A 22,954-nucleotide genomic window follows, 5' to 3' on the forward strand; every position below is an offset into this window, starting at 1 on the left:
ATGGGGGTGTTGCGGCCCGCCAACAGCCGTGCACCCAGGGCGATGTCAGCCTCCCGGTGGGGGCCGGGGCGGCCCTGGGCACGGGCCTGTTCACCGGAGGGTCAGGAGGCGCTGCCGTCCAGGATCACCCGGGCGACGAGCGCGGGGTCGTCGTTCATGGGGACGTGGCCGCAGCCCGGCAGGCGGACCAGACGGGCACCCGGGATGGTGTGCTTGGCGCGGACGCCCTGGCGACGCAGCAGGAGCCGGTCGCGGGTGCCCCAGGCGACGGTGACGGGCACGGCGGGGACGTCGTCGCCGAACAGCACGTTGCGGCCGGCCGCCAGGGTCTGGTGGAAGCCGGTCGCCTTGCGCAGGGCCAGCGTCTCGGCGACCGCGGCCTCGGGTGAAAGGCGCCCGGGACGGGCGTAGATGGTGCTGGTCAGCGCGGTGCGGCCGGCCGCGCTGCGGGAGAGCCGCTCGATCAGCGGGAGCGGCATCGCGAGCGCGGCGCCCCGCATCGCGCGCAGCGTCGTGAACGCGTAACGCCGCTCGCTCTCGGACCAGAAGCCGGCCGGGGACAGCGCGGTCACCGAACGGACCAGCTTCTCGCGGCCGAGCTCCAGGGCGAGCAGCCCGCCCAGCGAGTTGCCCGCGACGTGCGGCCGCTCGATCCCGAGCTCCGCACAGAACGCGGTCAGCACCGGCACGACCGTGCTCAGGTCGTACGCCAGCGGCGCGGGCAGCTCGGGGGAGGCGCCGAAACCGGGCAGGTCGACGGCGATGACGTCCCGCTCGGCGGCCAGGATGTCGAGCACCGGCTCCCAGGCCCGCCAGAGGTGGCCGATCCCATGGAGCAGCAGCAACGGCGCTCCCGCGCCCCGCCGCTCGTACGCGACGGTGACCGTGCGCGGCCCGGCGGGGGACTCCACGGCGAACGAGATCTCTGCGGACATCGGCTGCTCCCTGTCTCACCTTTAGACACCCTGTCAGCAACAATTACCGATGAGTAGAGTCAAGTTCAAGACGTACCACCGGAACTGGACAGCGAACCGGCCGTGGGCTGGGATGGGGGAGTGCCGACCGACATGCCGACCGAGACGCCGACCGAGACGACGGCTGAGACGCCGACCGACCCCACCGATCTCTTCGAAGCACACCGCCCGATGCTCACCGGCGTCGCCTACCGCATGCTCGGCCGCGCAGCCGACGCCGAGGACGTCGTGCAGGAGGCGTGGCTGCGCTGGTCCGCCGACGACCGCTCCGACGTGCGCGAGCCGCGCGCCTACCTCGTACGGATCACCACCCGCCTCGCCCTCGACCGGCTCCGCCAGGCCCAGTCCCGCCGCGAGTCCTACGTCGGCCCCTGGCTGCCCGAGCCGGTCGTCACCGACTTCGGGCCCGCCGCGCCCGACACCGCGGAGCGCGCCCTGCTCTGCGACTCGGTGTCCCTCGCGCTCCTCGTCGTCCTGGAGTCCCTCTCCCCGCTGGAGCGCGCGGTCTTCGTGCTGCGCGAGGCCTTCGGCTTCCCGTTCGCCGAGATCGCCACCACCCTCGACCGCAGCGAGGCCGCCGTCCGCCAGCTCGCCGGCCGGGCCCGCAAGCACGTCGACGAGGGCCGGCCGCGCTACGACGTCGACCCGGTCCAACGGCGCGACCTCACCGAGCGGTTCCTCGCCGCCGCGGCCGGCGGCGACCTCGAAGGGCTGCTCGCCCTGCTCGCCCCGGACGTCCGGCTCGTCGGCGACAGCGGCGGCAAGTCCAAGGCCCCGCTGCGCGTCATGGAGACCGCCGACAAGATCGGCCGCTTCCTGCTCGCCGTCACCCAGGGGAGCGACGCGACCTTCGACGTCCGCTTCGCGGAGATCAACGGCGGCCCGGCGCTCGTGGCCCTGGCTGACGGCGCGGTCGACTCCGTCTTCCAGATCGACGTCCGCGACGGGCGGATCGCCTGCGTCTACATCGTGCGCAATCCCGACAAGCTCCAGGGGCTCGCCTTCGACTGACCCCTGCGGCCCCCTCCGTCACACACGGAACGCCCCGCCACCGGACCCGGTCCAGGTCCGCGGCGGGGCGTTTTGCTGCACAGGGCACACGACTCCGCGAACGTCCTGTGAACGATCCGGGTCAGAGGGGCACATTCGGGGGCGTACGACAGAGGATTGGTCTTGACCAAGGGTGTGCGGCGCCTTATGGTCGCAGAGTTAGTGCAGGAACCTTTAATAAACAAGGGCGCGGAAAACCGCCGCGGGACACGGCGAATGTGCGGAGGATCAGGGTGGGGACCACGCAGCTGGAATCAGTGCCGGAGCCGAAGTACTGGCACCTCAAGACCGTGATCGGCGAAGCCCTCGACACCGACTTCGCGGTCGGGGAGATCCTGCCCAACGAACGCGACCTGGCCGCCCGTTTCGGCGTCGCGCGCGCCACGCTCCGTCAGGCCCTCGAACAGCTGGAGCTTGAGGGCCGCCTGCAGCGACGCCGCGGCGTCGGCACCACCGTCGCCCCGCCACGCGTCGGCGTGGACGTCTCCACCACTCAGCACGCCTGGCCCGGCGCCGGCGAGGACACCTGGCACTCCGTGGACTCCGCGGCGCCCGCCGCCGTCACCCGGCTCCTCGACATCACCCCCGACGAGCGCGTGCACGTCGTGCGCCGCCTGCGGGTGACCGAGGGCCAGCCCGTCGCCGCCGAACTGCTCTACGTGCCCGCCGACTCCGTCCCCGGCCTCGCCGCGAGCGGCGCCCCCGGCGGCCCGGCCCGCGCCCGCGACGTCCTGAGCGAGCTTCAGCTGCTCGCCCTCGACGGCCAGGACCGCTCCGTCGAGCTCGGCTCCGCGCGCGCGGACGACGCCAAGGAGCTGGACCGCCTGCCCGGCGCGCCCGTCCTCGTCGTCACCACCCGCTACCTCTCCGAGGGCCGCACCGCCGCGGTCTCCGTGGCCACCTACCGTGCGGACACCTGCCGGCTCACGTTCGGCGACTCCGGCGACCTGGTCATGGCCTCCTGACGGAGCACCACCCGAGTCGTGTCACCTGCCGCCCGGCGCTCCTCAGCGCCGGGCCGACACCGTGCCGTCCACCGCGAACAGCTGCTCCTCCACGTGGTCGAGCGCCAGCCGCAGCGCACCCGTGCCCACCGCGGCCTCGCCGAGGAGCGACAGGACCACGCGCGGGGGCCGCAGGCAGAACCGGGCCAGTTCGTCGCGCAGCGGCTGCAGTACGCCGTCCAGGCCGGCCGCCCAGCCGCCGATCACCACCAGCTCCGGGTCGAGCGCCAGGACCAGGGCCGCCACGTCGTGCACCAGCCGCTGGATGAACCGCTCCACCGCCGCCCCCGCCTGCGCGTCGCCCTGCCGGGCCAGCGTGAACACCTCCGCGACCGCCTGCTCGTCCAGCGGGTGCAGCGGCTCGTCCGTCGTCGAGAGCAGGTGCTCCGGCGTGACGCCCCGGCCGAGCAGGTGCAGCGCCCCGATCTCGCCCGCGGCACCGCCGTAACCCCGGTGCAGCCGCCCGCCGATCAGCGAACCGGCGCCCGGGCTCAGCCCCGCGAGGACGAAGACGATGTCGTCGGAGTCGGTCGCGGCACCCTTCCAGTGCTCGGCGAGCGCCGCCGCGTTGGCGTCGTTCTCCACGATCACCGGGCAGCGGAACGAGCGGCGCAGCCGCTCGCCCAGCGCGAGTCCGGTCCAGCCGGGCAGCGCGGTGCCGAGGCGGACCGTCCCGTCCGCCTCCACGATCCCGGGGGTGCCGACGCCGACCGCCCGCAGGCTCGACCGGGGCACCCCGGTCCTGCGCAGCACGTCGGCCACCACGGCCCTCACACGGTCGAGGCGCTCGTCCTCCGGGGCCGTCTCCGAGACCTCGCGCGAACCGGCGCCGATGATGCGCCCGTCCAGACCCGAGATCAGCGCGGCGACCCGGTGCGGGCCGATCTCGACGCCGAGCAGATGGCCCGCCTCCGCACGGAAGCGGAACCGCCGGGCCGGGCGGCCCTGGCGCCGTGCCTCGCCCTCTTCGGGCGCGGCCTCGACGACCAGACCCCCCTCGATGAGTCCCTCGGTCACTCCCTCGACCGTCGGCCGGGACAGACCGGTGATCCGGGTCAGGTCCGTGAGCGTGAGCGCGTCGGAGCTCCGCAGCGCATGGAGTACCACCGCGGAGTTGATCCGCCGCAACAGCGACGGATCTCCGCCGGTCAGCCGCCCCACCGTGTGTCCTCCCAGCTCGTGCGCCTCTTTGGCCGGATGTTACTCAATGGACGGGGGAGCGGCGAGCGGCCCCCGAGGCCCGCGTGGGGGCCGCGCTCCGCGGCCGCGCCTGACGGGGCGCCAACTGTCAGTGGGGCGCGCTTTACTGGGTTCATGGACAGGGCACAGCACCTCGTGGTGATCGACGAGCTGGTGAGCCGGGAGTTCCCCGAGCACCCGGAGCGTTCGGGGGACCGCGAGAGCGGCCCCGGCTACCACCTCGTCGAGCTTGCCACGAGCGAGGAGTTCTGGGAGGACGACGGTACCCGCCGGTTAGCCGCCGAGGAGCAGTACGAAGCGGAACGCGACGGGCTGACCGTGCTCCTCGACGCCCGCTGGGGGCCGCCGCAGGTCTTCAGCCTCTGGTCGGTCCTCGACCGGGGCATGGCCGGTGAGGAGATACCCGAGCCGTGGGGCGGGCTCAGCAACCACACGCCCGACCTGCACCTGTGGCGGGCCCGCGACCGATGGATCGGCCTCGGCGTGTCCCAGTGGGACAGGGAGCTGCCCTTCCGGCTCCTCGCGGTCGTCACGACCGTCGATCCGCCCTGACAACGTCCTGCGCGCCTGAAGCGGCCTGAACCGTACGCCGGTCCGGCAGCCCCGCCGCCTCCCGCAGCCGCGCGAACTCCGCCGCCATCGACTGCGCGGTCCAGTGCGCGTTCAGCCCGCTCGGATTGGGCAGCGCCCAGATCCGCGTCGCGCCGATCGTCCGCTCCTGCGGCCCGATCAGGGCCTTCTTCTCGCCGAACGCCGTGCGGTACGCGGTGACGCCGACGACCGCGAGCCAGCCGGGTGCCAGCCGCTCCACCTTCTCGGTGAGGATCCGCCCGCCCTCCCGGTACTCCTCGGCGCTCAGCTCGTCCGCCCGCGCACTCGCCCGCGCCACCACATTGGTGATCCCGAGCCCGTACGACAGGAGCTCGTCCTGCTCCGACGGCGCCAGCTGCCGCGGGGTGAAACCCGACAGGTGCAGCACCGGCCAGAAACGGTTGCCCGGCCGGGCGAAGTGGTGCCCCGTCGCCGCCGACATCAGCCCGGGGTTGATCCCGCAGAACAGGACGGAAAGGCCGCCCGCGGCCACGTCGGGGATGACGCGGTCGCGGGCGGCCTCCAGCTGCTGCGGGGTGAACCGGGTCAGAGGATCGCGCCGGGGGCGTAGCCGGCGGCCTCGGGGTGCTGCTTGGTGATCTCCTCGATCCGGGAGACCACGGCGGCGACCTGGTCGGCGGCGGCACCGGTGAACGACAGCTTGTCGGCCATCAGCTCGTCGAGCTGCGCACGGTCCAGCGGGATCCGCTCGTCGGCGGCCAGCTTGTCCAGGAGCTCGTTGCGCTCGGCGCCCTGCTCACGCATGGCGAGCGCGGAGGCGACCGCGTTCTCCTTGATGGCCTCGTGGGCGACCTCGCGGCCCACGCCGGCGCGCACGGCGCCCATGAGGACCTTGGTCGTCGCGAGGAACGGCAGGTAGCGGTCCAGCTCGCGGGCCACGACGGCCGGGAAGGCGCCGAACTCGTCGAGGACGGTGAGGAAGGTCTCCAGGAGACCGTCGAGCGCGAAGAAGGCGTCGGGCAGCGCGACCCGGCGGACCACGGAGCAGGAGACGTCGCCCTCGTTCCACTGGTCGCCGGCCAGCTCGCCGGTCATCGACGCGTAGCCGCGCAGGATGACCATGAGGCCGTTGACACGCTCGCAGGAACGGGTGTTCATCTTGTGCGGCATCGCCGAGGAGCCGACCTGGCCGGGCTTGAAGCCCTCGGTGACCAGCTCGTGGCCCGCCATCAGCCGGATCGTCTTGGCGATCGACGACGGCGCGGCGGCCAGCTGCACGAGCGTGGTGACGACGTCGTAGTCGAGCGAGCGCGGGTAGACCTGGCCCACCGACGTGAAGGCGTGGGCGAAGCCGAGGTGACCGGCGATCCGCTGCTCGAGGTCGGCCAGCTTCGAGGCGTCCCCGCCCAGCAGGTCGAGCATGTCCTGCGCGGTACCGACCGGGCCCTTGATGCCGCGCAGCGGGTAGCGGCCGAGCAGGTCCTCCAGGCGCGCGTACGCCACGAGCAGCTCGTCGGCGGAGGTCGCGAAGCGCTTGCCGAGGGTGGTGGCCTGGGCGGCGACGTTGTGCGAGCGGCCGGCCATGACCAGCTCCGCGTACTCGGCGGAGAGCTTGCCGAGCCGGGCCAGGACGGCCACGGTGCGGTCGCGCATCAGCTCGAGCGAGAGCCGGATCTGCAGCTGCTCCACGTTCTCGGTGAGGTCGCGGGAGGTCATGCCCTTGTGGACGTGCTCGTGGCCGGCGAGGGCGTTGAACTCCTCGATGCGGGCCTTCACGTCGTGCCGGGTGACCTTCTCGCGCTCCGCGATGGAGCCGAGGTCGACCTGGTCGAGCACGCGCTCGTAGTCGGCGAGCGCCGCGTCCGGAACCTCGATCCCGAGGTCCTTCTGAGCACGCAGCACGGCCAGCCACAGCCGGCGCTCCAGCTTCACCTTCTGCTCGGGGGACCAGAGGACGGCGAGCTCCGCGGAGGCGTAGCGGCCGGCCAGGACGTTGGGGATGCGGGGCTTCGCAGTCACAGCTGTCACGTGTCCAGATTCTACTGGCGGTTTCTGCAGGCCAGCGCCAGGGTCCCGGCTGTACCTTGCTACGAGACGGGCGTCACGTCACGACCCGCCGCCGCCCTCAAGGCGTCTCCGGCACCTCGTACGGCGCCAGCTCCGGGCGCTTCGGCGCGCGGCCGTCGCCCGAGGAGCGGCCGGTCAGGCGGCGGCCTATCCACGGGCCCAGGTGCTCCCTGGCGAAGCGGGCGTCGGCGAGGCGCCGGCTGGCCCAGCCCGGGTGGACGGCCGGCGGCAGCGGGGCCTGCCAGTCGTGCTCGGGGGCGAGGCCCAGGGTCTGCCAGACGGCCTCGGCCACCCGGTGGTGGCCCTCCGCGGTCAGGTGCAGCCGGTCCACGTCCCACAGCCGCGGGTCGCCGAGGGCCGGGGCGCCGTACAGGTCGACCACCAGGGCGCCGTGCCGGGCGGCGAGCTCGTCCACGTACGCGAAGAGCTCCTCCATGCGGGGGCGGAAGCGCTCCATGACGGGGCCGTTGCGGCCCGGGCTGCGCATCAGGACCAGCTGCCCGCAGGACGGGGCGAGCCGCTCCACGGCCTCGCCGAGCAGGCCGCGCACCCTGCCCATGTCGCACTTGGGGCGCAGGGTGTCGTTGAGTCCGCCGACCAGTGTCACGACGTCGGCCTTCATCGCGGCCGCCGTGTCCACCTGCTCGTCGACGATCTGGCCGATCAGCTTGCCGCGCACGGCGAGGTTCGCGTAGCGGAACCCCGGGGTGCGCGCGGCGAGGCGGCCGGCGAGGACGTCGGCCCAGCCCCGGTAGGAACCGTCGGGCTGCCGGTCCGACATTCCCTCGGTGAAGCTGTCGCCGAGGGCGACAAGACTGGTGTACGTGGCATTCATCTCCATGGCGGTGCGATCATACCGTGCGGTATGCGCGAGGGCCCCGGGCCGCCTCACGACCCGGGTCCATGCCTTACGGCGCCGACGGGCGGCCCACCAGCTCGCGGAGCACGTCCTCCATCGTCACCATGCCGGCCAGCTTGCCGTCCTCGTCGAGGACCGCAGCCAGATGGGTCCGGCTGCGCCGCATCGCGGTCAGGACGTCGTCCATCGGCGTCGCCGCCCGCACCCGGGCGATCGGCCGCAGCGACGCGACCGGGAACGGCAGGTCGCGCGGGCTGACGTCCAGGGCGTCCTTCACATGGAGGTAGCCGAGGATCCGCTGCCCCTCGTCGACCACCGGGAAGCGGGAGAACCCGGAGCGCGCCGACAGCGCCTCCAGCTCCTCCGGAGTGGTGCCGACCTGCGCGTACACGACCTTCTCCACCGACATCACGACGTCTCGAACCGGGCGCCGGCCCAGCTCCAGGGCGTCGTGCAACCGCTCGGCGGCCCGGTCGTCGAGCAGGCCCGCGTCACCCGCGTCGGTGACCATCCGGGCCAGCTCGTCGTCCGAGAAGGTGGCCGCGACCTCGCCCTTCACCTCCACCCTCAGCAGCTTCAGGATCCCGTTGGCGAAGGCGTTGATCGCGAAGATCACCGGACGCAGTGCCCGCGCCAGGGCCACCAGGGGCGGGCCGAGCAGCAGCGCGGTGCGGGTCGGTTCGGCCAGCGCGATGTTCTTCGGGACCATCTCGCCGAGCAGCATGTGCAGATACGTGGCGACCGACAGCGCGATCACGAACGAGATCGGGTGCACCAGGCCGTGCGGCACGCCGACCGCGTCGAACACCGGCTCCAGCAGGTGCGCGATGGCCGGCTCGGCCACGATGCCGAGCACCAGGGTGCACAGCGTGATGCCGAGCTGGGCGGCGGCGAGCAGTGCCGAGACGTGCTCCAGGCCCCAGATGACGCTGCGCGCCCGCCGGTCGCCGGACTCCGCGTGCGGCTCGATCTGACTGCGGCGCACGGAGATCAGGGCGAACTCGGCGCCGACGAAGAAGGCGTTGACGACCAGGGTCGCGAAGCCGATCAGCAACTGGATCGCGGTCATCGGTGCGCCTCCCCGTCCTCGTCACGGGGGAGCGGCGCGTGCATCAGCACGCGGGCCGCGCGCCGCCCCGAGGCATCCACCACGTCGAGCCGCCAGCCGGCCAGCTGGACGCTGTCGCCGACGGCCGGGATCCGGCCGAGCTCGGTGGCGAGCACGCCCGCCAGGGTCTCGTACGGGCCCTCCGGCACCCTCAGGCCGATGGTCTCCAGCTGGTCCGTGCGGGCGGCTCCGTCGGCGGACCACAGGGCGTGACCGTCCGCGTCCTCGCCCGCGCGCGCCAGGTCCGGCGTCTCGTGCGGATCGTGCTCGTCGCGCACCTCGCCGACGACCTCCTCGACGATGTCCTCCAGGGTCGCGACGCCGGCCGTACCGCCGTACTCGTCGATGACGACGGCCATGGTCTGCTTCCCGGAGAGCCGGTCGAGCAGCTTGTCCACGGTCAGGCTCTCGGGCACGAGCAGCGGTTCGCGCACCAGGTCGCCGATCCGGCGGCGCGGGCGCTCGTCGGCCGGTATCGCGAGCACGTCCTTGATGTGGGCGATGCCGACGACCGTGTCGAGGTTGCCCCGGTAGACGGGGAAGCGGCTGAGCCCGGTCGCTCGGGTCGCGTTGGCGACGTCCTCCGCGGTGGCCTGCACGTCGAGGGCGGTGAGCTGGACGCGCGGAGTCATCACGTTCTCCGCGGTCAGCTCGGCCAGGTTGAGGGTGCGGACGAAGAGCTCGGCGGTGTCCGCCTCCAGGGCACCCTCCTTGGCGGAGTGACGGGCGAGGGCCACCAACTCCTTCGGGGAGCGGGCGGAGGCCAGCTCCTCGGTGGGCTCCATGCCGATCCGGTGCAGGATCCGGTTGGCCGTGTTGTTCAGGTGGCTGATCAGCGGCTTGAACGCGGCGGTGAAGATCCGCTGCGGGGTGGCCACCACCTTGGCGACCGCGAGCGGCGAGGAGATCGCCCAGTTCTTGGGGACCAGCTCGCCGACGACCATCAGGACGACGGTCGACAGGCCCGTGCCGATGACCAGGGCCGCCGAGGAGGCGACCGAGGGGGAGAAGCCGAGGGCCTCGACCGGGCCGCGGATCAGCTTGGCGATCGACGGCTCGGAGAGCATGCCGACGACCAGGTTGGTGACGGTGATGCCGAGCTGTGCGCCGGACAGCTGGAAGGTGAGCGACTTCACGGCCTTCAGCGCGCCGGCCGCGCCGCGCTCGCCGCGTTCGACGGCGGCTTCGAGCTCGCCGCGCTCGACCGTGGTCAGCGAGAACTCGGCCGCGACGAAGGCACCACAGGCGAGCGAGAGCAGCAGCGCCACGAGGAGCAGCAGCACCTCGGTCATCGGTTCACCTCCGTCCCTCGACGCATCCCATGATCAGTCAGGGGAGGGAGGACCGCGCGATGTCGGCTTCGGGAACGGCTACTGGGAGGCTCGCCCATGGGCGGACGCTCACACCTTTCGGTCGTACGTGGAGTCGATCGGATGATCGGTGGTCAGGGACACCAATGGTAAAGGATCAGCAAAGCAGGAACGGCGTTCAGGCCCCGGCCGCTGCCGCCAGTGGCTTCACCCACCGGGTCCACTGCTCCTCGGGCCCGTACTCCGCCGCCCGCCAGGCCTTCCGCCCCAGCTCGTTGTGGTCGAGGACCATCGCGTCCGCACGCCGCCCGCCGAGCCGCACGAACCGCTCCTCGGCCGCCGCGAGCAGAGCGCGGCCGATTCCCCGGCGCCGGTGGCCGGGGTGCACGGCGAGCCGGTAGAGATGACAGCGCCAGCCGTCGAACCCGGCGATCACCGTCCCTACCAGCTCTCCCTCCCGATCGGCGAGCAGAAGGGCCTCCGGGTCACGCTCGACGAGCCGCTCCACCCCGGCGCGATCGTCGCTGATGCTCGTCCCCTCGGCGGCGGTCCGCCAGAAGGCCAGTACGGCATCGAGGTCGGCCGCCACCGCGGCCCGTATCCGAAGATCATCCATGGTGGCATCCCACCACCGGCCGGCCCCGCCCGTCGACCGTGTTTCAGCGGGCGGACTCCCGCCGCAGCAGCGCGATCACGGGACCGAAGGCCTCCATGGCGTCGTCGAGCACCGCCAGATACGAGATGCCCAACCGCTCCCGCAGCCCGACCAGCCGGTCGGCGATCTCCCGCACCGTGCCGATGGCGAGGATCGGCAACTCACGCACCTGCTTCTCGTCGAGGTACGGCGCCAGGGCGAGGAACTCCGCGACGGCCCTGTCCGGATCATCGGTCACGATCACCCGCTGGAGCAGCAGATTCCGCTCCGCGGGCGTCTCCCGCCCGGCCCGCCTCTCGAAGCCCTCGTACGCCGCCACGCGCGCGGCCAGCTCCTCAGCCGTCAGCAGGGTCGGCGTGTCGCCGTCGAACCGGCCACCGGAGAACGCCGTCACCTCGGCGTGCCGAGCGGCGAGCCGCAGCACCCGGTCCCCGTTCCCGCCGATCAGCAGCGGGACACGCGGCGACTTCAGCGCTTCGGCCAGCTCCTCGACCGTACGGGTGAGATGGTCGACCCGCTCGCGCGGCGGCAGGAAGGGGATCCCGGCCTGCTCGTGCTCGCCCGGCACATACCCCGTACCGAGCCCCAGTTCCAACCGCCCCTCGGTCAGCGCGGCCGTGGTGGTCACCTCGCGGGCCAGCAGGGACGGATTCCAGAACCCCGCGTTGAGCACGAACGTCCCCACGCGCGGCCGGGTCGTGGCTTCGGCCGCAGCCACCAGCGAAGGGAACGGCGCGGGCATGCCCAGATGATCCGGGACCTGGATCACGTCGTAACCCAGCTCCTCGGCCCGGCGGCAGCGCGCCCGCCACTCGCTCCCGGAGCCGGGCGGCGTCAGCATGTTCACGGCGAAACGAAACGGCGAAGACACGGCAGAACCTCCTTGGTGACGTCCCCTCAACCCGTCACGAAGCAGAACTCATTCCCCTCGGGATCACGCATCACCTGGAAGGACCCCTGCTCGTCGGTCACGATCCCGCCGACCCGCCGTGCCCCGAGCGGCTGCGCCTCCCCGGCCGCCGCGCCCGGATCGGCCACCTCCACGTCCAGATGGACGCGGTTCTTCACGGCCTTGCCCTCCGGGACCCGCTGGAACGCGATCCGGACGAACCCCGGCGGGTCCACGTACGACCAGCCGGGGCTCCGGTCGACCGGAGCCCCTCCCAGAAGCTCCGACCAGAACCGCACCAGGGCGGCCGGGTCGGCGCAGTCGAACACGATCTCCTGAACACGTGCGCGCATGCGGCAAGGGTACGGAGTTCAGGCCCGGGCCGCCGCCGTGAACGCGACAGCGTCCCAGGTGCCGCCGAGCGCGGGCGCCAGCCACGTGGCCGCCGCCGCCCGGAAGTCCTCGACGCCGAGCGCGCCCGCCCCCTCCGGCACCGCCCCCAGCAGGGGCGCCGCGGCAGCCTCCGGAAGGTCCGTCAGATTGCACCGCGCGGCCAGATCCGGAGCGTCCGGCCAGCTGCCGACGACCACGCCCAGCTGCTCGATGCCGCGCGCCCGCAGCGCCTCGGCCGTCAGGGCGGTGTTGTTGAGCGTCCCGAGTCCGGCCGGGGTGACGACCAGCACCGGTGCGCCGAGCAGCCGGGCAGCGTCGGCAAGGGTGCCACCCTCACCGTCGAACCGTACGAGGAGCCCGCCGGCGCCTTCCACCAGCACCAGGTCGTGCTCGGCGGCCAGCTTCCGGGCCGCCTCCGCGACCTCGGCGGGCCCGACCGGCGCCATCCCGGCCCGCCGCGCCGCCGTCGCGGGCGCCAACGGCTCCGGGAAACGGGCCAGTTCAGTGCCGCTGGCCGCCCCCGACAACCGGAGCACCTCATCCGCGTCCCCCGCCTCGTGCGGGCCGACCCCCGTCTGGGCGGGCTTCAGCACGGCGACGGAGCGTCCGGCAGCGGTGGCGACCGCGGCGACGGCGGCGGTGACGACGGTCTTGCCGATCTCCGTACCGGTGCCGCTGACGACGATGACGGTCATGACGAGAGGTCCTTTCTGACTCGGAAAACGGTGCCGCGCCGGACGGCGGCGGCCCACGGGGTCGAACCCACCGTCACCCCGCCCCCGCGGCCGCCTTCACCGCCGAGCAGATACGCGCCACGTCCGCGTCCCCGGTGACGAACGGCGGCATCGTGTAGATCAGGTCCCGGAACGGCCTGACCCAGACCCCCGCGCGGACCGCGGCCCGCGTGGCGGCCGCCATGTCGACCTCGTGGTCGAGCTGGACGACCCCGATCGCGCCGAGCACCCGGACGTCGCGGACACCAGGGACCGCGGACACGGGTGCGAGCCCCTCGCGGAGTCCGGCCTCGATGCGCTTGACCTCGACCTGCCAGTCCTGCCCGAGCAGCAGATCGATCGAGGCGAGCGCGACCGAGCAGGCGAGCGGGTTGCCCATGAACGTCGGGCCATGGGCGAGGACGGGGACCTCGCCCTGCGAGATCCCGTCCGCCACCCGCCCGGAGCACAGCGTCGCCGCCAGCGACAGGTAGCCTCCGGTCAGGGCCTTCCCCACGCACATCACATCGGGCGAGACCCCGGCGTGGTCGGCGGCGAACAACGCCCCCGTACGCCCGAACCCGGTGGCGATCTCGTCGAAGACGAGCAGCACGTCGTGCGCGTCGCACGCCTCCCGCAGCACCCGCAGGTACTCGGGCGAGTGGAAGCGCATACCGCCCGCGCCCTGCACCACCGGCTCCACGATCACCGCGGCCAGCTCGTCCGCGTGCCGGCCGATGGTCTCGCGCAGCAGCTCGGCGTACGACTCCTCGTACGCGACCGGCGGCGCGTCCACGAAGACCTGCCGCTGCAGGACCCCGGACCACAACTGGTGCATCCCGCCGTCGGGGTCGCACACCGACATCGGCTGCCAGGTGTCCCCGTGGTAGCCGCCCCGCCAGGTGAGCAGCCGGTGCTTGCCGGGCCGGCCGACCGAGCGCCAGTACTGCAGGCACATCTTGGCGGCGACCTCGACGGCGACGGACCCGGAGTCGCTGAGGAAGACGTGCCGGAGCGGCTCGGGCGTGATCTCCACGAGCCGCGCGGCGAGCCGGACGGCGGGCTCGTGGGTGAGCCCGCCGAACATCACATGGCTCATCCGGTCGAGCTGGCCGCGCGCCGCCTCGTTGAGCACCGGGTGGTTGTAGCCGTGGATGGCCGACCACCAGGAGGACATGCCGTCGACCAACTCGTCCTGCCCGTCGACCGACTCGGCCAGCCGGAGCCGTACCCCGGACGCGGACGCGACGACCAGCGGATCGACACGGCCCGGCATGGGCCCGTACGGGTGCCAGACGTGCGCCCGGTCCAGGGCGAGGAGCTCGTCGTTACGCATTCGGCGCGAGATCCGTCCCGGCGCCCCGGCGGCGCACTGCCACGAGGTCCGTACGGGCGTCCGCGGTCGCCGCGGGCACCTCCGCGGCGGCACCGCCACAAGGCCCGCACCCGCCACCGGCCTCGGCATGCGACCCGCACCCGCCACCGGCGCCCGCGTGCGACCCGCACCCGCCACCGGCCTCGGCAGGCGACCCGCATCCGCCACCGGCCGCGGCGAGCGCGTCGGCCCGGTGCGCGGGCAGCGTGGTCGTCCCCGCCCCCTCCACCTCGAAGCCCGCGTCCGCGATCATCTCCAGGTCGGCGTGCCCGGCCTGCCCCTCGCTGGTGAGGTAGTCGCCGAGGAAGATCGAGTTGGCGATGTGCAGCGCGAGCGGCTGCATCGTGCGCAGGTGGACCTCACGCCCGCCCGCGATGCGGACCTCGACGTCCGGGCAGACGAACCGCACCATCGCGAGGATCCGCAGGCAGCGCTGCGGGGTGAGGTTCCACTCCTTCGCGAGCGGCGTGCCCTCGAAGGGGATCAGGAAGTTCACCGGCACGGAGTCCGAGTCGAGCTCGCGCAGCGCGTAGACGACGTCGACGAGGTCCTCGTCGCTCTCGCCCATGCCGGCGATGAGACCCGAGCAGGCCGACAGACCGGCGGCGTGCGCCTTCTGCACGGTGTCCACCCGGTCCTGGTACGTGTGGGTGGTGGTGATCTCGCCGTACGTCCCCTCGGACGTGTTCAGGTTGTGGTTGTACGCGTCGGCGCCGGCCGCCCGCAGCCGCTCGGCCTGGCCGTCGGAGAGCAGACCGAGACAGGCGCAGACCTCCACGCCCTCGTTCTGCTCCTTGATGGCCTCGATGGTCTTGCCGACCCGGTCGACGTCCCGGTCCGTCGGACCCCGGCCGCTCGCCACCAGGCAGACCCGCTTCGCGCCGCCCGCGACGCCGGCGGCGGCCGCGGCGGAGGCCTCGTCCGGCTTGAGCCAGGTGTACTTGAGGATCCCGGCGGTCGAACCGAGCCGCTGCGAACAGTACGAGCAGTCCTCGGGGCACAGGCCCGACTTCAGATTGACCAGGTAGTTCAGCTTCACCCGCCGTCCGAACCACTGACGGCGGACCTTGCCGGCCGCAGCCACCACATCGAGCAGGTCGTCGTCGGAGGTCGCCAGCACGGCGAGCGCTTCTTCACGGGTCGGCGACTCGCGCCGCAGCCCCTTCTCCACCAGCGTGTTCAGCAGGTCCATAAGCGCTGATCCTCGCCTACCGCACACCCCGCGGCCAAGGAGGATCCGAACAAACGACGCCATTGGAGGTGTGTGTATGGCCACACCCTGACCTCGGCCCGGGCCGGTTAGGGTCTGTGCGCTGCCTACAAAAGGATCTGCCATGCCGTCGTACGCCGAGGACCTGCCGGGGGACCTGCACGAGGACCCGTACGGGGACCCGCAGGACAGGACGGCGGGGCCGGACCCGCGCCGGGCCGCGTTCGGCTGGACCGAGGCCGCCGCACGGCAGCGCGCGGCGGCGGGCCTCGTGCGGACGCTGCGGCCCCGGACGGCCGAGTCCGGCCTGCTCGACCTCGCGGGCAACGACTACCTCGGACTCACCCGCCGCCCGGAGATCACCGAGGCGGCGGCCGAAGCGGCGCGGCGCTGGGGCGCGGGCTCCACCGGATCGCGGCTCGTCACCGGCTCGACCCGGCTGCACGCCCGGCTGGAGAGCGAACTCGCCGCGTTCTGCGGCTTCGAGGCCGCCCTGGTCTTCTCCTCCGGCTACACGGCGAACCTGGCCGCGCTGACCGCGCTCTCGGCCCGGGACGGGCTGATCGTCTCCGACGCCGGCAACCACGCCTCCATCGTGGACGGCTGTCGGCTCGCGCGCGCCGAGACGGCCGTGGTGCCGCACGCCGACCCCGAGGCCGTCGCCAAGACCCTCTCCGCCCACCCGGACCGCCGGGCCCTCGTCGTCAGCGACTCCGTCTTCTCCGTGGACGGCGACCGGGCCCCGCTCACCGCCCTCGCCGAGACCTGCCGGGCGTACGGCGCGGGCCTGGTCGTCGACGACGCCCACGGATTCGGCGTCCTCGGCGACGGCGGACGCGGCGCGCTGCACGAGGCGGGGCTCGCGGGTGACCCGGACGTGGTCGCCACGCTCACCCTGTCCAAGTCCCTCGGCAGCCAGGGCGGCGCGGTCCTCGGCCCGGACCGGGTGATCGAGCACCTGGTCAACGCCGCCCGTACCTTCATCTTCGACACCGGCCTGGCCCCCGCCGCCGCGGGCGGGGCGCTCGCGAGCCTGCGGCTGATCGCCGCCGAGCCGGCGCTCGCCGCCCGGGCCCGTACGGTCGCCACGACCCTCCACCGGCTGCTCACCGAGGCCGGCCTCACCGCCGTACGGCCCGACGCCGCCGTGGTCTCGGTCCGCGCCCCCGGCCCGAGCGAGGCGCTCCGGTGGGCCGCCGACTGCCGTGAACTCGGCCTCGGCGTCGGCTGCTTCCGCCCCCCGTCGGTCCCCGACGGCGTCTCGAGGCTCCGCCTGACCGCCCGCGCCGACCTGACGGACGCGCAGATCGAGCAGGCCGTGGCGACGATCGTGCGGACGGCGCCGGAGGGCGCGGCCTGACTGTCAGTGGTGCTCGCTAAGTTGAGGGCATGAGTTCTTCGCTGAGCGTGTACCTGCTCGACCCCAAGGCCGCCCACGACCTCGTCGGTTCGCGCGACGACCAGCTGCTCCAGGTCATCCGCGACTCCTTCGCCGCCGACCTCGCCTCGGCCGACGACTGGTTCTCCTCGGAGATCGCGGACGGCGCGCCCACGGCGTACGAGGCGCTGCGCGCGGTGGTGTACGGCGGCCCGTTCGACGCGCAGCGTCAGTACGCCTTCCAGTACGGCTACGCCTACAAGCGGCTGTGCTCGCTGACCGGGTCCTTCCTGGACAACTCGTGCTTCTCGCCGTTCCGCGGGGACTGGCTGGAGATGGTGGACGAGGGGCTGCGGGCGCTGCGGATCACGGCGGTGTCGGTGGCGGAGTTCGGCTACTACGGGGGCATGCCCGACGTGGTGCCGACCTACGACCTGCCGCGCTGCGGCGAGTGGACGCACGAGCAGTGCCTGGCGGCGCTCGAGCAGTTCGAGCAGACCAAGAAGGACGGCCACGCACCGCCGCTCGACTCCGAGGTCGTGGACGCCGTCATGGACGTCATGGGCTGGCTGCGGCACGTGGAGTCGCGCCCCGGGTTCGGGGTCGTCGGCTTCGTGTCGTAAGGCGCCTCGCAAGGCGCCTCGGAAGCCGTTTCGTAAGGCGCCTTGCCAGGGCCGATCCGGTCGCCCGTAGCGGAGTTCACCGCTTCGGGCGACAGATATCCGGATATCTTGGTGGATCGCTGCCCACGGCGGCAGCATCGGTGGCACTCTGACGCGAAGCGCAATCCGGGGCCGGGCCCCGGTGGGAAAGGGACAGCGTCGCGATGGCAGACCACCAGGAAGCAACACTCACGCTGCCGAGCGATCCCGCCTCGGTCTCCGCCGCCCGGAGATACGTCGCCGACGTCCTCGTCTCCTGGGGGCTCGAGGGCGACACCGACACCGCGGACGCGGTCCGACTGATCGTCTCCGAACTGGCGACCAACGCCGTCCAGCACACCTTCGGCCAGTCTCCCACCTTCACGGTCGACATCCGCCTGGAGTGCGACGCACTGCTCCACATCGGCGTCACGGACAGCCACCCCCGCTGGCCGCAGCGCCTCCCGGCCGCGGTCCAGCAGGACAACGGCCGCGGCATGGTCATCATCCGCTCCCTGACGGCCGGGGCGGGCGGCCGGCTCGCGGTCACGCCCACGGCGGAGGGCGGCAAGACGGTCTGGATCAACCTGCCCTGGACGGCCGTGCTCCCCGGCTGAGCGGGCCCGGCCGAGCGGGCGGCGGGAGGAGGGGGCCGGCGGCGCCACCGGGCGCCCCCTCCCGCACCGTGCGTCAGCGGGACGGCGGATCAGCGGGACGGCGAATCAGCGGACCCGGCCGTAAGAGACCTTCGAGCTCCAGATCTTGTCCAGCTTCACCCATGAACCGGTCTTCGGCGAGTGCCAGATCCTGTTGTTACCCGCGTAGATCCCGACGTGGTACACCCTTCCGCCGGAGTGGAAGAAGACCAGGTCCCCCTTCTGCCGGCCGGAAGCCGAGACGTGCCGGGTCTTGTTGTACTGCTGCTGCGCCGTGCGGGGCAGCGACTTGCCCGCCTTCTTGTACGAGTAGACCGTGAGGCCCGAGCAGTCGAAACGGGTCGGGCCGGAGGCGCCGTACTTGTAGGGCGATCCCTTCTTCGAGGCGGCGACGTTCAGCGCCTTGTTGGCGTAGGACGTCGCTGCCTGGGCCTCCGGTGCCGCTCCTGGGGCGAGCAGCGTGCCGCCGACGGCGGCGAGGGTGAGAGCCGAGACGGCTCCGGCCCGGGACAGCAGGGACGGGACATGCATCTGCGCAGTCATGCGCAACCCTTCGTCAGCCGCCTGTGAAGGATGACCTGTCGGGTTCGGGCAGGCGAAGATGCCCGGCCGCGGCTGCGGCTTCACCCCGAGGAACGTCCGCACTGCGCGCACGTCCCGTGTTGCTCGGGTCCTCCACTCCTGCCGATCCACTCCTGTCGACCAGACGTCCGGAACGGCGGCAGGACTCGGCGTCCGCCCGGACCGCCCCGCCTCGGGTGGCGGGGGCTTGTCGTCGACAGGGATCTTGACTCACACCATGGGCGAAATCCGAGTTGAAACGGCGATATGTGAGGCTCCTCACGACTGATCCATACGGGTGGACAGTCGGCTTTCTCGATCTTCAGAGGTTTGCCCGACGAGCTCCGTACCAGGCGTGGAACGCCCCATTCCGCCAGATGCGTACACCTGTTGCGCAACTTGCCTGAGCCCTCTGTCGATGCATCGAATACGCCGAACGGGGGAGCGATTCTGCGGCCGCGTTGCCCCGGGTGGACCTGGACACGACACGCGCAACTGTCAACTCGCCGACTCCCCGGGCACGGTGACCCGCCCGGCCCTCCGCTCCCCGTCCAACACCCGCAGCGCACGGGCCAATGTCTCCGCGTGGACCTCGCTCTCGCCCCGCATATGCATGAGTGTCAGGGCCTCGCGCAGGGCCGTCGCCCGCCCCACCAGCGCTTGGGCGGCCCGAAGTGCCCCATAGGTATGCGAGGACCTGGATGGATTGATTCTGCCCAGGAGGTCGACGACTTCGAGGTAGGCGTCGACGAACTCACCCTCGGCGCGCGTCAGCGCGGGCAGCTGCGGCAGCTCCGGGACCACGGCGGGCTCACTCCTCCCCGGTACCGGTGGACGCGTGGCGGGTCTTCAGGACGTGGTCCACCAGGCCGTAGGCGCGGGCGGCGGCCGCGTCGAGCACCGTGGTCCGGTCGATGTCGGCGTCGGTCCGCTCGGGGCTCTGCCCGGTGTGCTCGGCGAGCAGCCTGACCACCAGCTCGCGCTGGCGCAGCAATTCCCGGGCCTGGATGTCCAGATCGCTCGGCTGGCCCTGCAACGGCTCGTCGAGCGTGGGCTGCTGAAGCACGATCCGGGCCCCGGGCAGCGCGAGTCGCCGGCCCGGCGAGCCGGCCGCGAGCAGCACCGCGGCGGGGCCGACGGCCTGGCCGAGGCAGGTGGTCTCCACATCGCAGGAGACCGTGCGGATCGTGTCGTGGATCGAGGTCATGGCGCTGATCGAACCCCCGGGGGAGTTGATGTAGAGGCTGATCAGCTGCTCGGGCGAGGCGTAGTCGAGGTGCAGGAGCTGGGCGATGACGTCATTGGCCGCGGTCTCGTCGATCGGCGTGCCCAGAAAGACGATCCGCTCCTGGAGCAGCTTCGAGTACGGGTCGAGGGTGCGGGTTCCGAAGCTCGTGCGCTCGGTGAACTCGGGCAGGACGTGGCGAGCATCCATGGCGAAGACCTCCCTGTTGAAAATGTACAGGACGTACAGACCGTAAGATGAGGAGCATGGCCTACGAGATTCCGGTGACGCAAGCCCGCGCAGAGCTCGCCGATCTGATCAACCGCGTCGTCTACGGCAACGAGCGCGTGGTCGTCACCCGCCACGGCAAGCCGCTGGTCGCCCTGGTCTCCGCCGCTGACCTGGAACGACTGGAGAACCTGGCGGAGCCGGCCGAGGAGCAGGTGATCAGCTCGGTCTCGGGCGTCCGGCCCGTCCCGTCCGCTCCGGGTGAACAGCGCCGCTTCGGCATCGCGGCCCACCACCAGGACCCGGGCGCCCCCCGCGCATAGCCCTCCGTCGCCCTCGCGGGTCACCCGGCGGCCGCCCGGGCCGATGACCATGCCCACGCAAAGCCCGAGTTAACGAGCCGGAAAAACTTCCGCCCTAACGTGCAATGTCTGGCCCAGCGGGCCATCCGTGCAGGTCAACAGAGTGTTGAAGATCTGTAGGGTCCGCTGCTGTCCGGGAGTGACCCCGGTGGACGACAGTGAGGTGGAAGCGTGCGACTCAGCCCCCACGAGCAGGAACGGCTGCTCATCCATGTCGCGGCCGACGTGGCCGAGAAGCGCAGGGCACGCGGCGTGCGCCTCAACCATCCCGAGGCCGTCGCCCTCATCACCACCCATGTGCTGGAAGGCGCCCGGGACGGCCGCACGGTCGCCGAGCTCATGGCCTCCGGGCGCAAGGTGCTCACCCGCGACGAGGTCATGGACGGCATCCCCGAGATGATCCACGACGTCCAGGTCGAGGCCACCTTCCCCGACGGGACCAAGCTGGTCACCGTCCATGACCCGATCGTCTGAGAGCGGACCGCCACCGATGATTCCCGGAGAGATCCTTTACGGTGCCGGTCCGGTGGCCCTCAACGAGGGCCGCCCCGTCACCCGCCTCACCGTCCTCAACGCCGCCGACCGGCCCGTCCAGGTCGGCTCCCACTACCACTTCGCCGAGGCCAACCCCGGGCTCGGCTTCGACCGCGCCGCCGCCCGCGGACTGCGTCTGCACATCGCCGCCGGCACCGCCGTCCGCTTCGAGCCCGGCATCCCCGTCGAGGTCGAGCTGGTGCCGATCGCCGGCCGCCGGATCGTGCCCGGCCTGCGCGGCGAGACCGCGGGACCCCTCGACGAGTCCGCGACGAACGGAGGCGACCGTGCCTGAGCTGCACCGCGCCGTCTACGCCGACCTGTTCGGCCCCACCACCGGCGACCGCATCAGGCTCGCCGACACCGACCTGCTCGTCGAGATCGAGGAGGACCGCTCCGGCGGCCCGGGGCGGGCGGGAGAGGAGGCCGTGTTCGGCGGCGGCAAGGTCATCCGCGAGTCCATGGGCCAGTCCCGCACCACCCGTGCCGAGGGCGCCCCCGACACCGTGATCACCGGCGCCGTGGTCATCGACCACTGGGGGATCGTCAAGGCCGACATCGGTATCCGCGAGGGCCGGATCACCGCCCTCGGCAAGGCCGGCAACCCCGACACCATGGACGGGGTCCACCCCGAGCTCGTCATCGGGCCCGAGACCGAGGTGATCGTCGGCAACGGCCGGATCGTCACCGCCGGAGCCGTCGACACCCATGTCCACTTCATCTCGCCGACCGTGGTCGAACAGGCCCTGGCCACCGGCGTGACCACTCTCGTCGGCGGCGGTACGGGACCGGCCGAGGGCACCAAGGCCACCACCATCACCCCCGGCCCCTGGCACATGGCCCGGATGTTCGAGGCCCTGGACACCTTTCCCGTCAACATCGGCCTGCTCGGCAAGGGCAACACCATGTCCCGGGAGGCGATGCACTCCCAACTGCGGGGCGGCGCACTCGGATTCAAGATCCACGAGGACTGGGGGGCCACCCCCGCCGTCATCGACGCCTGCCTCGGAGTCTGCGAGGAGACCGGCGCCCAGCTCGCCATCCACACCGACACCCTCAACGAGGCGGGCTTCGTCGGCGACACCCTCGCCGCCATAGCCGGCCGCACCATCCACGCGTACCACACCGAGGGCGCGGGCGGCGGGCACGCGCCCGACATCATCACCGTCGTCTCCGAGCCGCACGTGCTGCCCAGCTCGACCAACCCGACCCGGCCGCACACGGTCAACACCATCGACGAGCACCTCGACATGCTGATGGTCTGCCACCACCTCAACCCGGCCGTCCCCGAGGACCTCGCCTTCGCCGAGTCCCGGATCCGGCCCTCGACCATCGCCGCCGAGGACGTCCTGCACGACATCGGCGCCATCTCGATCATCTCCTCCGACTCCCAGGCCATGGGCCGCATCGGAGAGGTGATCATGCGGACCTGGCAGACCGCCCACGTCATGAAGAAGCGGCGCGGCGCCCTGCCCGGCGACGGCGCCGCCGACAACCACCGCGCCCGTCGCTATGTCGCCAAGTACACGATCAACCCGGCCGTCGCCCAGGGCATGGGCCACCTCATCGGCTCCGTCGAACCCGGCAAGCTCGCCGACCTGGTGCTGTGGGAGCCCGCCTTCTTCGGCGTCAAGCCGCTCGCCGTCGTCAAGGGTGGCCAGATCGCGTACGCCCAGATGGGTGACGCCAACGCCTCCATCCCGACCCCCCAGCCCGTGCTGCCCCGGCCGATGTTCGGCGCGCTGGGGCGGGCGGCCGCGGCCGGCTCGGTCAACTTCGTCGCCGAGGCGGCCATCGAGGACGACCTGCCGCACCGGCTCGGCCTGCACAAGGAGTTCACCGCCATCGGATCCACCCGGCGGATCACCAAGGCCGACATGCGGGAGAACGACGCCATGCCCCGGGTCGAGGTCGACGCCGACACCTTCTCGGTGACCATCGACGGCGAACCGGTCGAGCCGGCCCCCGCCGCCGAACTGCCCATGGCCCAGCGCTACTTCCTGTTCTGAG

Annotated in this window: 26 protein-coding genes and 1 riboswitch; of the genes, 10 read left to right on the forward strand and 16 right to left on the reverse strand. The window is 72.3% G+C overall.

The features are described from left to right. Positions 1 to 101: 101 nt before the first annotated feature. Positions 102 to 935: an alpha/beta fold hydrolase gene (locus tag ACIGEZ_RS20500; protein ID WP_399832989.1), complete on the reverse strand. Its 834-nt coding sequence runs from the start codon at positions 933 to 935 to the stop codon at positions 102 to 104. Between the two features lie 132 nt (positions 936 to 1,067). Here ACIGEZ_RS20500 and sigJ point away from each other — a divergent pair, with 132 nt between their 5' ends. After that, positions 1,068 to 1,985 (forward strand): RNA polymerase sigma factor SigJ, encoded by a 918-nt coding sequence (gene sigJ, locus ACIGEZ_RS20505; RefSeq protein ID WP_399832991.1) that lies wholly within the window; start codon positions 1,068 to 1,070, stop codon positions 1,983 to 1,985. Between the two features lie 272 nt (positions 1,986 to 2,257). Beyond that, positions 2,258 to 2,989, forward strand: coding sequence for a GntR family transcriptional regulator (locus ACIGEZ_RS20510; RefSeq protein ID WP_399832993.1), 732 nt, complete (start codon positions 2,258 to 2,260; stop codon positions 2,987 to 2,989). A 42-nt stretch (positions 2,990 to 3,031) separates the two neighbouring features. Here ACIGEZ_RS20510 and ACIGEZ_RS20515 read toward each other — a convergent pair whose 3' ends face one another. Continuing rightward, positions 3,032 to 4,189 carry an ROK family transcriptional regulator gene (locus ACIGEZ_RS20515; RefSeq protein ID WP_399832995.1) on the reverse strand — a complete coding sequence of 386 codons (1,158 nt, stop codon included), beginning with the start codon at positions 4,187 to 4,189 and terminating at the stop codon, positions 3,032 to 3,034. 153 nt (positions 4,190 to 4,342) lie between these two features. On the opposite strand from ACIGEZ_RS20515, the gene ACIGEZ_RS20520 reads away from it, so the two are divergent. Further along, positions 4,343 to 4,780 carry a hypothetical protein gene (locus ACIGEZ_RS20520; RefSeq protein ID WP_399832997.1) on the forward strand — a complete coding sequence of 146 codons (438 nt, stop codon included), beginning with the start codon at positions 4,343 to 4,345 and terminating at the stop codon, positions 4,778 to 4,780. Here the strand turns inward: ACIGEZ_RS20520 and mug are convergent. From mug to bioB, 11 genes are all read right to left on the reverse strand, one after another. Further along, on the reverse strand, positions 4,758 to 5,312 hold the full coding sequence (mug, locus tag ACIGEZ_RS20525) for a G/U mismatch-specific DNA glycosylase (RefSeq protein WP_399832999.1): 555 nt from the start codon (positions 5,310 to 5,312) through the stop codon (positions 4,758 to 4,760). The genes ACIGEZ_RS20520 and mug overlap by 23 nt on opposite strands. 53 nt (positions 5,313 to 5,365) lie before the next feature. Then, positions 5,366 to 6,808 (reverse strand): adenylosuccinate lyase, encoded by a 1,443-nt coding sequence (purB, locus tag ACIGEZ_RS20530; protein WP_399833001.1) that lies wholly within the window; start codon positions 6,806 to 6,808, stop codon positions 5,366 to 5,368. Positions 6,809 to 6,905: 97 nt separating this feature from the next. Beyond that, complete coding sequence (locus ACIGEZ_RS20535; protein WP_399833003.1) at positions 6,906 to 7,688, reverse strand: SGNH/GDSL hydrolase family protein; 783 nt, start codon at positions 7,686 to 7,688, stop codon at positions 6,906 to 6,908. A 67-nt stretch (positions 7,689 to 7,755) separates the two neighbouring features. Further along, positions 7,756 to 8,775 (reverse strand): hemolysin family protein, encoded by a 1,020-nt coding sequence (locus tag ACIGEZ_RS20540; RefSeq protein WP_399833005.1) that lies wholly within the window; start codon positions 8,773 to 8,775, stop codon positions 7,756 to 7,758. After that, positions 8,772 to 10,106, reverse strand: coding sequence for a hemolysin family protein (locus ACIGEZ_RS20545; protein WP_399833007.1), 1,335 nt, complete (start codon positions 10,104 to 10,106; stop codon positions 8,772 to 8,774). The genes ACIGEZ_RS20540 and ACIGEZ_RS20545 overlap by 4 nt, the downstream gene beginning before the upstream one ends. Before the next feature lie 196 nt (positions 10,107 to 10,302). After that, positions 10,303 to 10,740: a GNAT family N-acetyltransferase gene (locus ACIGEZ_RS20550; protein WP_399833009.1), complete on the reverse strand. Its 438-nt coding sequence runs from the start codon at positions 10,738 to 10,740 to the stop codon at positions 10,303 to 10,305. Positions 10,741 to 10,783: 43 nt separating this feature from the next. Further along, positions 10,784 to 11,650 carry a TIGR03621 family F420-dependent LLM class oxidoreductase gene (locus ACIGEZ_RS20555; RefSeq protein WP_399833011.1) on the reverse strand — a complete coding sequence of 289 codons (867 nt, stop codon included), beginning with the start codon at positions 11,648 to 11,650 and terminating at the stop codon, positions 10,784 to 10,786. Between the two features lie 26 nt (positions 11,651 to 11,676). Beyond that, the gene (locus ACIGEZ_RS20560) at positions 11,677 to 12,021 is read right to left on the reverse strand and encodes a VOC family protein (protein ID WP_399833013.1); all 345 of its coding nucleotides are present in this window, start codon (positions 12,019 to 12,021) and stop codon (positions 11,677 to 11,679) included. 18 nt (positions 12,022 to 12,039) lie between these two features. Continuing rightward, complete coding sequence (gene bioD, locus ACIGEZ_RS20565) at positions 12,040 to 12,756, reverse strand: dethiobiotin synthase (protein ID WP_399833015.1); 717 nt, start codon at positions 12,754 to 12,756, stop codon at positions 12,040 to 12,042. Positions 12,757 to 12,829: 73 nt separating this feature from the next. Further along, positions 12,830 to 14,110, reverse strand: a complete 1,281-nt coding sequence (locus tag ACIGEZ_RS20570; RefSeq protein ID WP_399833017.1) for an adenosylmethionine--8-amino-7-oxononanoate transaminase — start codon at positions 14,108 to 14,110, stop codon at positions 12,830 to 12,832. After that, positions 14,103 to 15,341, reverse strand: coding sequence for a biotin synthase BioB (gene bioB / locus ACIGEZ_RS20575; RefSeq protein WP_399833019.1), 1,239 nt, complete (start codon positions 15,339 to 15,341; stop codon positions 14,103 to 14,105). The genes ACIGEZ_RS20570 and bioB overlap by 8 nt, the downstream gene beginning before the upstream one ends. Before the next feature lie 142 nt (positions 15,342 to 15,483). Here bioB and ACIGEZ_RS20580 point away from each other — a divergent pair, with 142 nt between their 5' ends. The 3 genes from ACIGEZ_RS20580 to ACIGEZ_RS20590 all read left to right on the forward strand — a co-directional run bounded on the left by ACIGEZ_RS20580 (position 15,484) and on the right by ACIGEZ_RS20590 (position 17,995). Continuing rightward, positions 15,484 to 16,719, forward strand: coding sequence for an 8-amino-7-oxononanoate synthase (locus tag ACIGEZ_RS20580; RefSeq protein WP_399833021.1), 1,236 nt, complete (start codon positions 15,484 to 15,486; stop codon positions 16,717 to 16,719). A 29-nt stretch (positions 16,720 to 16,748) separates the two neighbouring features. Next, complete coding sequence (locus tag ACIGEZ_RS20585) at positions 16,749 to 17,360, forward strand: hypothetical protein (protein WP_399833023.1); 612 nt, start codon at positions 16,749 to 16,751, stop codon at positions 17,358 to 17,360. Positions 17,361 to 17,563: 203 nt separating this feature from the next. After that, positions 17,564 to 17,995 (forward strand): ATP-binding protein, encoded by a 432-nt coding sequence (locus ACIGEZ_RS20590; protein ID WP_399833025.1) that lies wholly within the window; start codon positions 17,564 to 17,566, stop codon positions 17,993 to 17,995. A 105-nt stretch (positions 17,996 to 18,100) separates the two neighbouring features. Here ACIGEZ_RS20590 and ACIGEZ_RS20595 read toward each other — a convergent pair whose 3' ends face one another. The 3 genes from ACIGEZ_RS20595 to ACIGEZ_RS20605 form a co-directional block, all read right to left on the reverse strand. After that, positions 18,101 to 18,577 carry a C40 family peptidase gene (locus ACIGEZ_RS20595; RefSeq protein WP_399833027.1) on the reverse strand — a complete coding sequence of 159 codons (477 nt, stop codon included), beginning with the start codon at positions 18,575 to 18,577 and terminating at the stop codon, positions 18,101 to 18,103. A gap of 3 nt (positions 18,578 to 18,580) precedes the next feature. Continuing rightward, positions 18,581 to 18,778: riboswitch (cyclic di-AMP (ydaO/yuaA leader) on the reverse strand. A 315-nt stretch (positions 18,779 to 19,093) separates the two neighbouring features. Beyond that, positions 19,094 to 19,399, reverse strand: coding sequence for a hypothetical protein (locus tag ACIGEZ_RS20600; RefSeq protein ID WP_399833029.1), 306 nt, complete (start codon positions 19,397 to 19,399; stop codon positions 19,094 to 19,096). A gap of 7 nt (positions 19,400 to 19,406) precedes the next feature. Further along, positions 19,407 to 20,030 (reverse strand): ATP-dependent Clp protease proteolytic subunit, encoded by a 624-nt coding sequence (locus tag ACIGEZ_RS20605; protein WP_399833031.1) that lies wholly within the window; start codon positions 20,028 to 20,030, stop codon positions 19,407 to 19,409. 56 nt (positions 20,031 to 20,086) lie between these two features. Here ACIGEZ_RS20605 and ACIGEZ_RS20610 point away from each other — a divergent pair, with 56 nt between their 5' ends. From ACIGEZ_RS20610 to ACIGEZ_RS20625, 4 genes are all read left to right on the forward strand, one after another. Next, entirely contained in the window at positions 20,087 to 20,371 is a 285-nt protein-coding gene (locus ACIGEZ_RS20610; protein ID WP_399833033.1) for a type II toxin-antitoxin system Phd/YefM family antitoxin, read from the forward strand. A 210-nt stretch (positions 20,372 to 20,581) separates the two neighbouring features. After that, positions 20,582 to 20,884: an urease subunit gamma gene (locus ACIGEZ_RS20615; RefSeq protein ID WP_399833035.1), complete on the forward strand. Its 303-nt coding sequence runs from the start codon at positions 20,582 to 20,584 to the stop codon at positions 20,882 to 20,884. Positions 20,885 to 20,900: 16 nt separating this feature from the next. Beyond that, a complete protein-coding gene (locus ACIGEZ_RS20620; RefSeq protein ID WP_399833037.1) occupies positions 20,901 to 21,239 on the forward strand; it encodes an urease subunit beta in 339 nt (112 codons plus the stop codon). Continuing rightward, on the forward strand, positions 21,232 to 22,953 hold the full coding sequence (locus ACIGEZ_RS20625) for an urease subunit alpha (RefSeq protein WP_399833039.1): 1,722 nt from the start codon (positions 21,232 to 21,234) through the stop codon (positions 22,951 to 22,953). Before ACIGEZ_RS20620 ends, ACIGEZ_RS20625 begins: the two co-directional genes overlap by 8 nt. Position 22,954: the final 1 nt, after the last annotated feature.

Origin of the sequence: Streptomyces sp. NPDC085481, from assembly GCF_044541845.1 — a bacterium.
In the GTDB taxonomy this organism is placed as follows: Bacteria; Actinomycetota; Actinomycetes; order Streptomycetales; family Streptomycetaceae; genus Streptomyces.

Bases quoted from the DNA above. Each gene is read 5' to 3' on its own strand.
- ACIGEZ_RS20500 (WP_399832989.1), bottom strand. From the start codon at position 935: ATGTCCGCAGAGATCTCGTTCGCCGTGGAGTCCCCCGCCGGGCCGCGC.
- sigJ (WP_399832991.1), top strand. From the start codon at position 1,068: ATGCCGACCGAGACGCCGACCGAGACGACGGCTGAGACGCCGACCGAC.
- ACIGEZ_RS20520 (WP_399832997.1), top strand. From the start codon at position 4,343: ATGGACAGGGCACAGCACCTCGTGGTGATCGACGAGCTGGTGAGCCGG.
- ACIGEZ_RS20535 (WP_399833003.1), bottom strand. From the start codon at position 7,688: ATGGAGATGAATGCCACGTACACCAGTCTTGTCGCCCTCGGCGACAGC.
- ACIGEZ_RS20540 (WP_399833005.1), bottom strand. From the start codon at position 8,775: ATGACCGCGATCCAGTTGCTGATCGGCTTCGCGACCCTGGTCGTCAAC.
- ACIGEZ_RS20545 (WP_399833007.1), bottom strand. From the start codon at position 10,106: ATGACCGAGGTGCTGCTGCTCCTCGTGGCGCTGCTGCTCTCGCTCGCC.
- ACIGEZ_RS20550 (WP_399833009.1), bottom strand. From the start codon at position 10,740: ATGGATGATCTTCGGATACGGGCCGCGGTGGCGGCCGACCTCGATGCC.
- ACIGEZ_RS20560 (WP_399833013.1), bottom strand. From the start codon at position 12,021: ATGCGCGCACGTGTTCAGGAGATCGTGTTCGACTGCGCCGACCCGGCC.
- bioD (WP_399833015.1), bottom strand. From the start codon at position 12,756: ATGACCGTCATCGTCGTCAGCGGCACCGGTACGGAGATCGGCAAGACC.
- ACIGEZ_RS20570 (WP_399833017.1), bottom strand. From the start codon at position 14,110: ATGCGTAACGACGAGCTCCTCGCCCTGGACCGGGCGCACGTCTGGCAC.
- bioB (WP_399833019.1), bottom strand. From the start codon at position 15,341: ATGGACCTGCTGAACACGCTGGTGGAGAAGGGGCTGCGGCGCGAGTCG.
- ACIGEZ_RS20580 (WP_399833021.1), top strand. From the start codon at position 15,484: ATGCCGTCGTACGCCGAGGACCTGCCGGGGGACCTGCACGAGGACCCG.
- ACIGEZ_RS20585 (WP_399833023.1), top strand. From the start codon at position 16,749: ATGAGTTCTTCGCTGAGCGTGTACCTGCTCGACCCCAAGGCCGCCCAC.
- ACIGEZ_RS20590 (WP_399833025.1), top strand. From the start codon at position 17,564: ATGGCAGACCACCAGGAAGCAACACTCACGCTGCCGAGCGATCCCGCC.
- ACIGEZ_RS20595 (WP_399833027.1), bottom strand. From the start codon at position 18,577: ATGACTGCGCAGATGCATGTCCCGTCCCTGCTGTCCCGGGCCGGAGCC.
- ACIGEZ_RS20605 (WP_399833031.1), bottom strand. From the start codon at position 20,030: ATGGATGCTCGCCACGTCCTGCCCGAGTTCACCGAGCGCACGAGCTTC.
- ACIGEZ_RS20610 (WP_399833033.1), top strand. From the start codon at position 20,087: ATGGCCTACGAGATTCCGGTGACGCAAGCCCGCGCAGAGCTCGCCGAT.
- ACIGEZ_RS20620 (WP_399833037.1), top strand. From the start codon at position 20,901: ATGATTCCCGGAGAGATCCTTTACGGTGCCGGTCCGGTGGCCCTCAAC.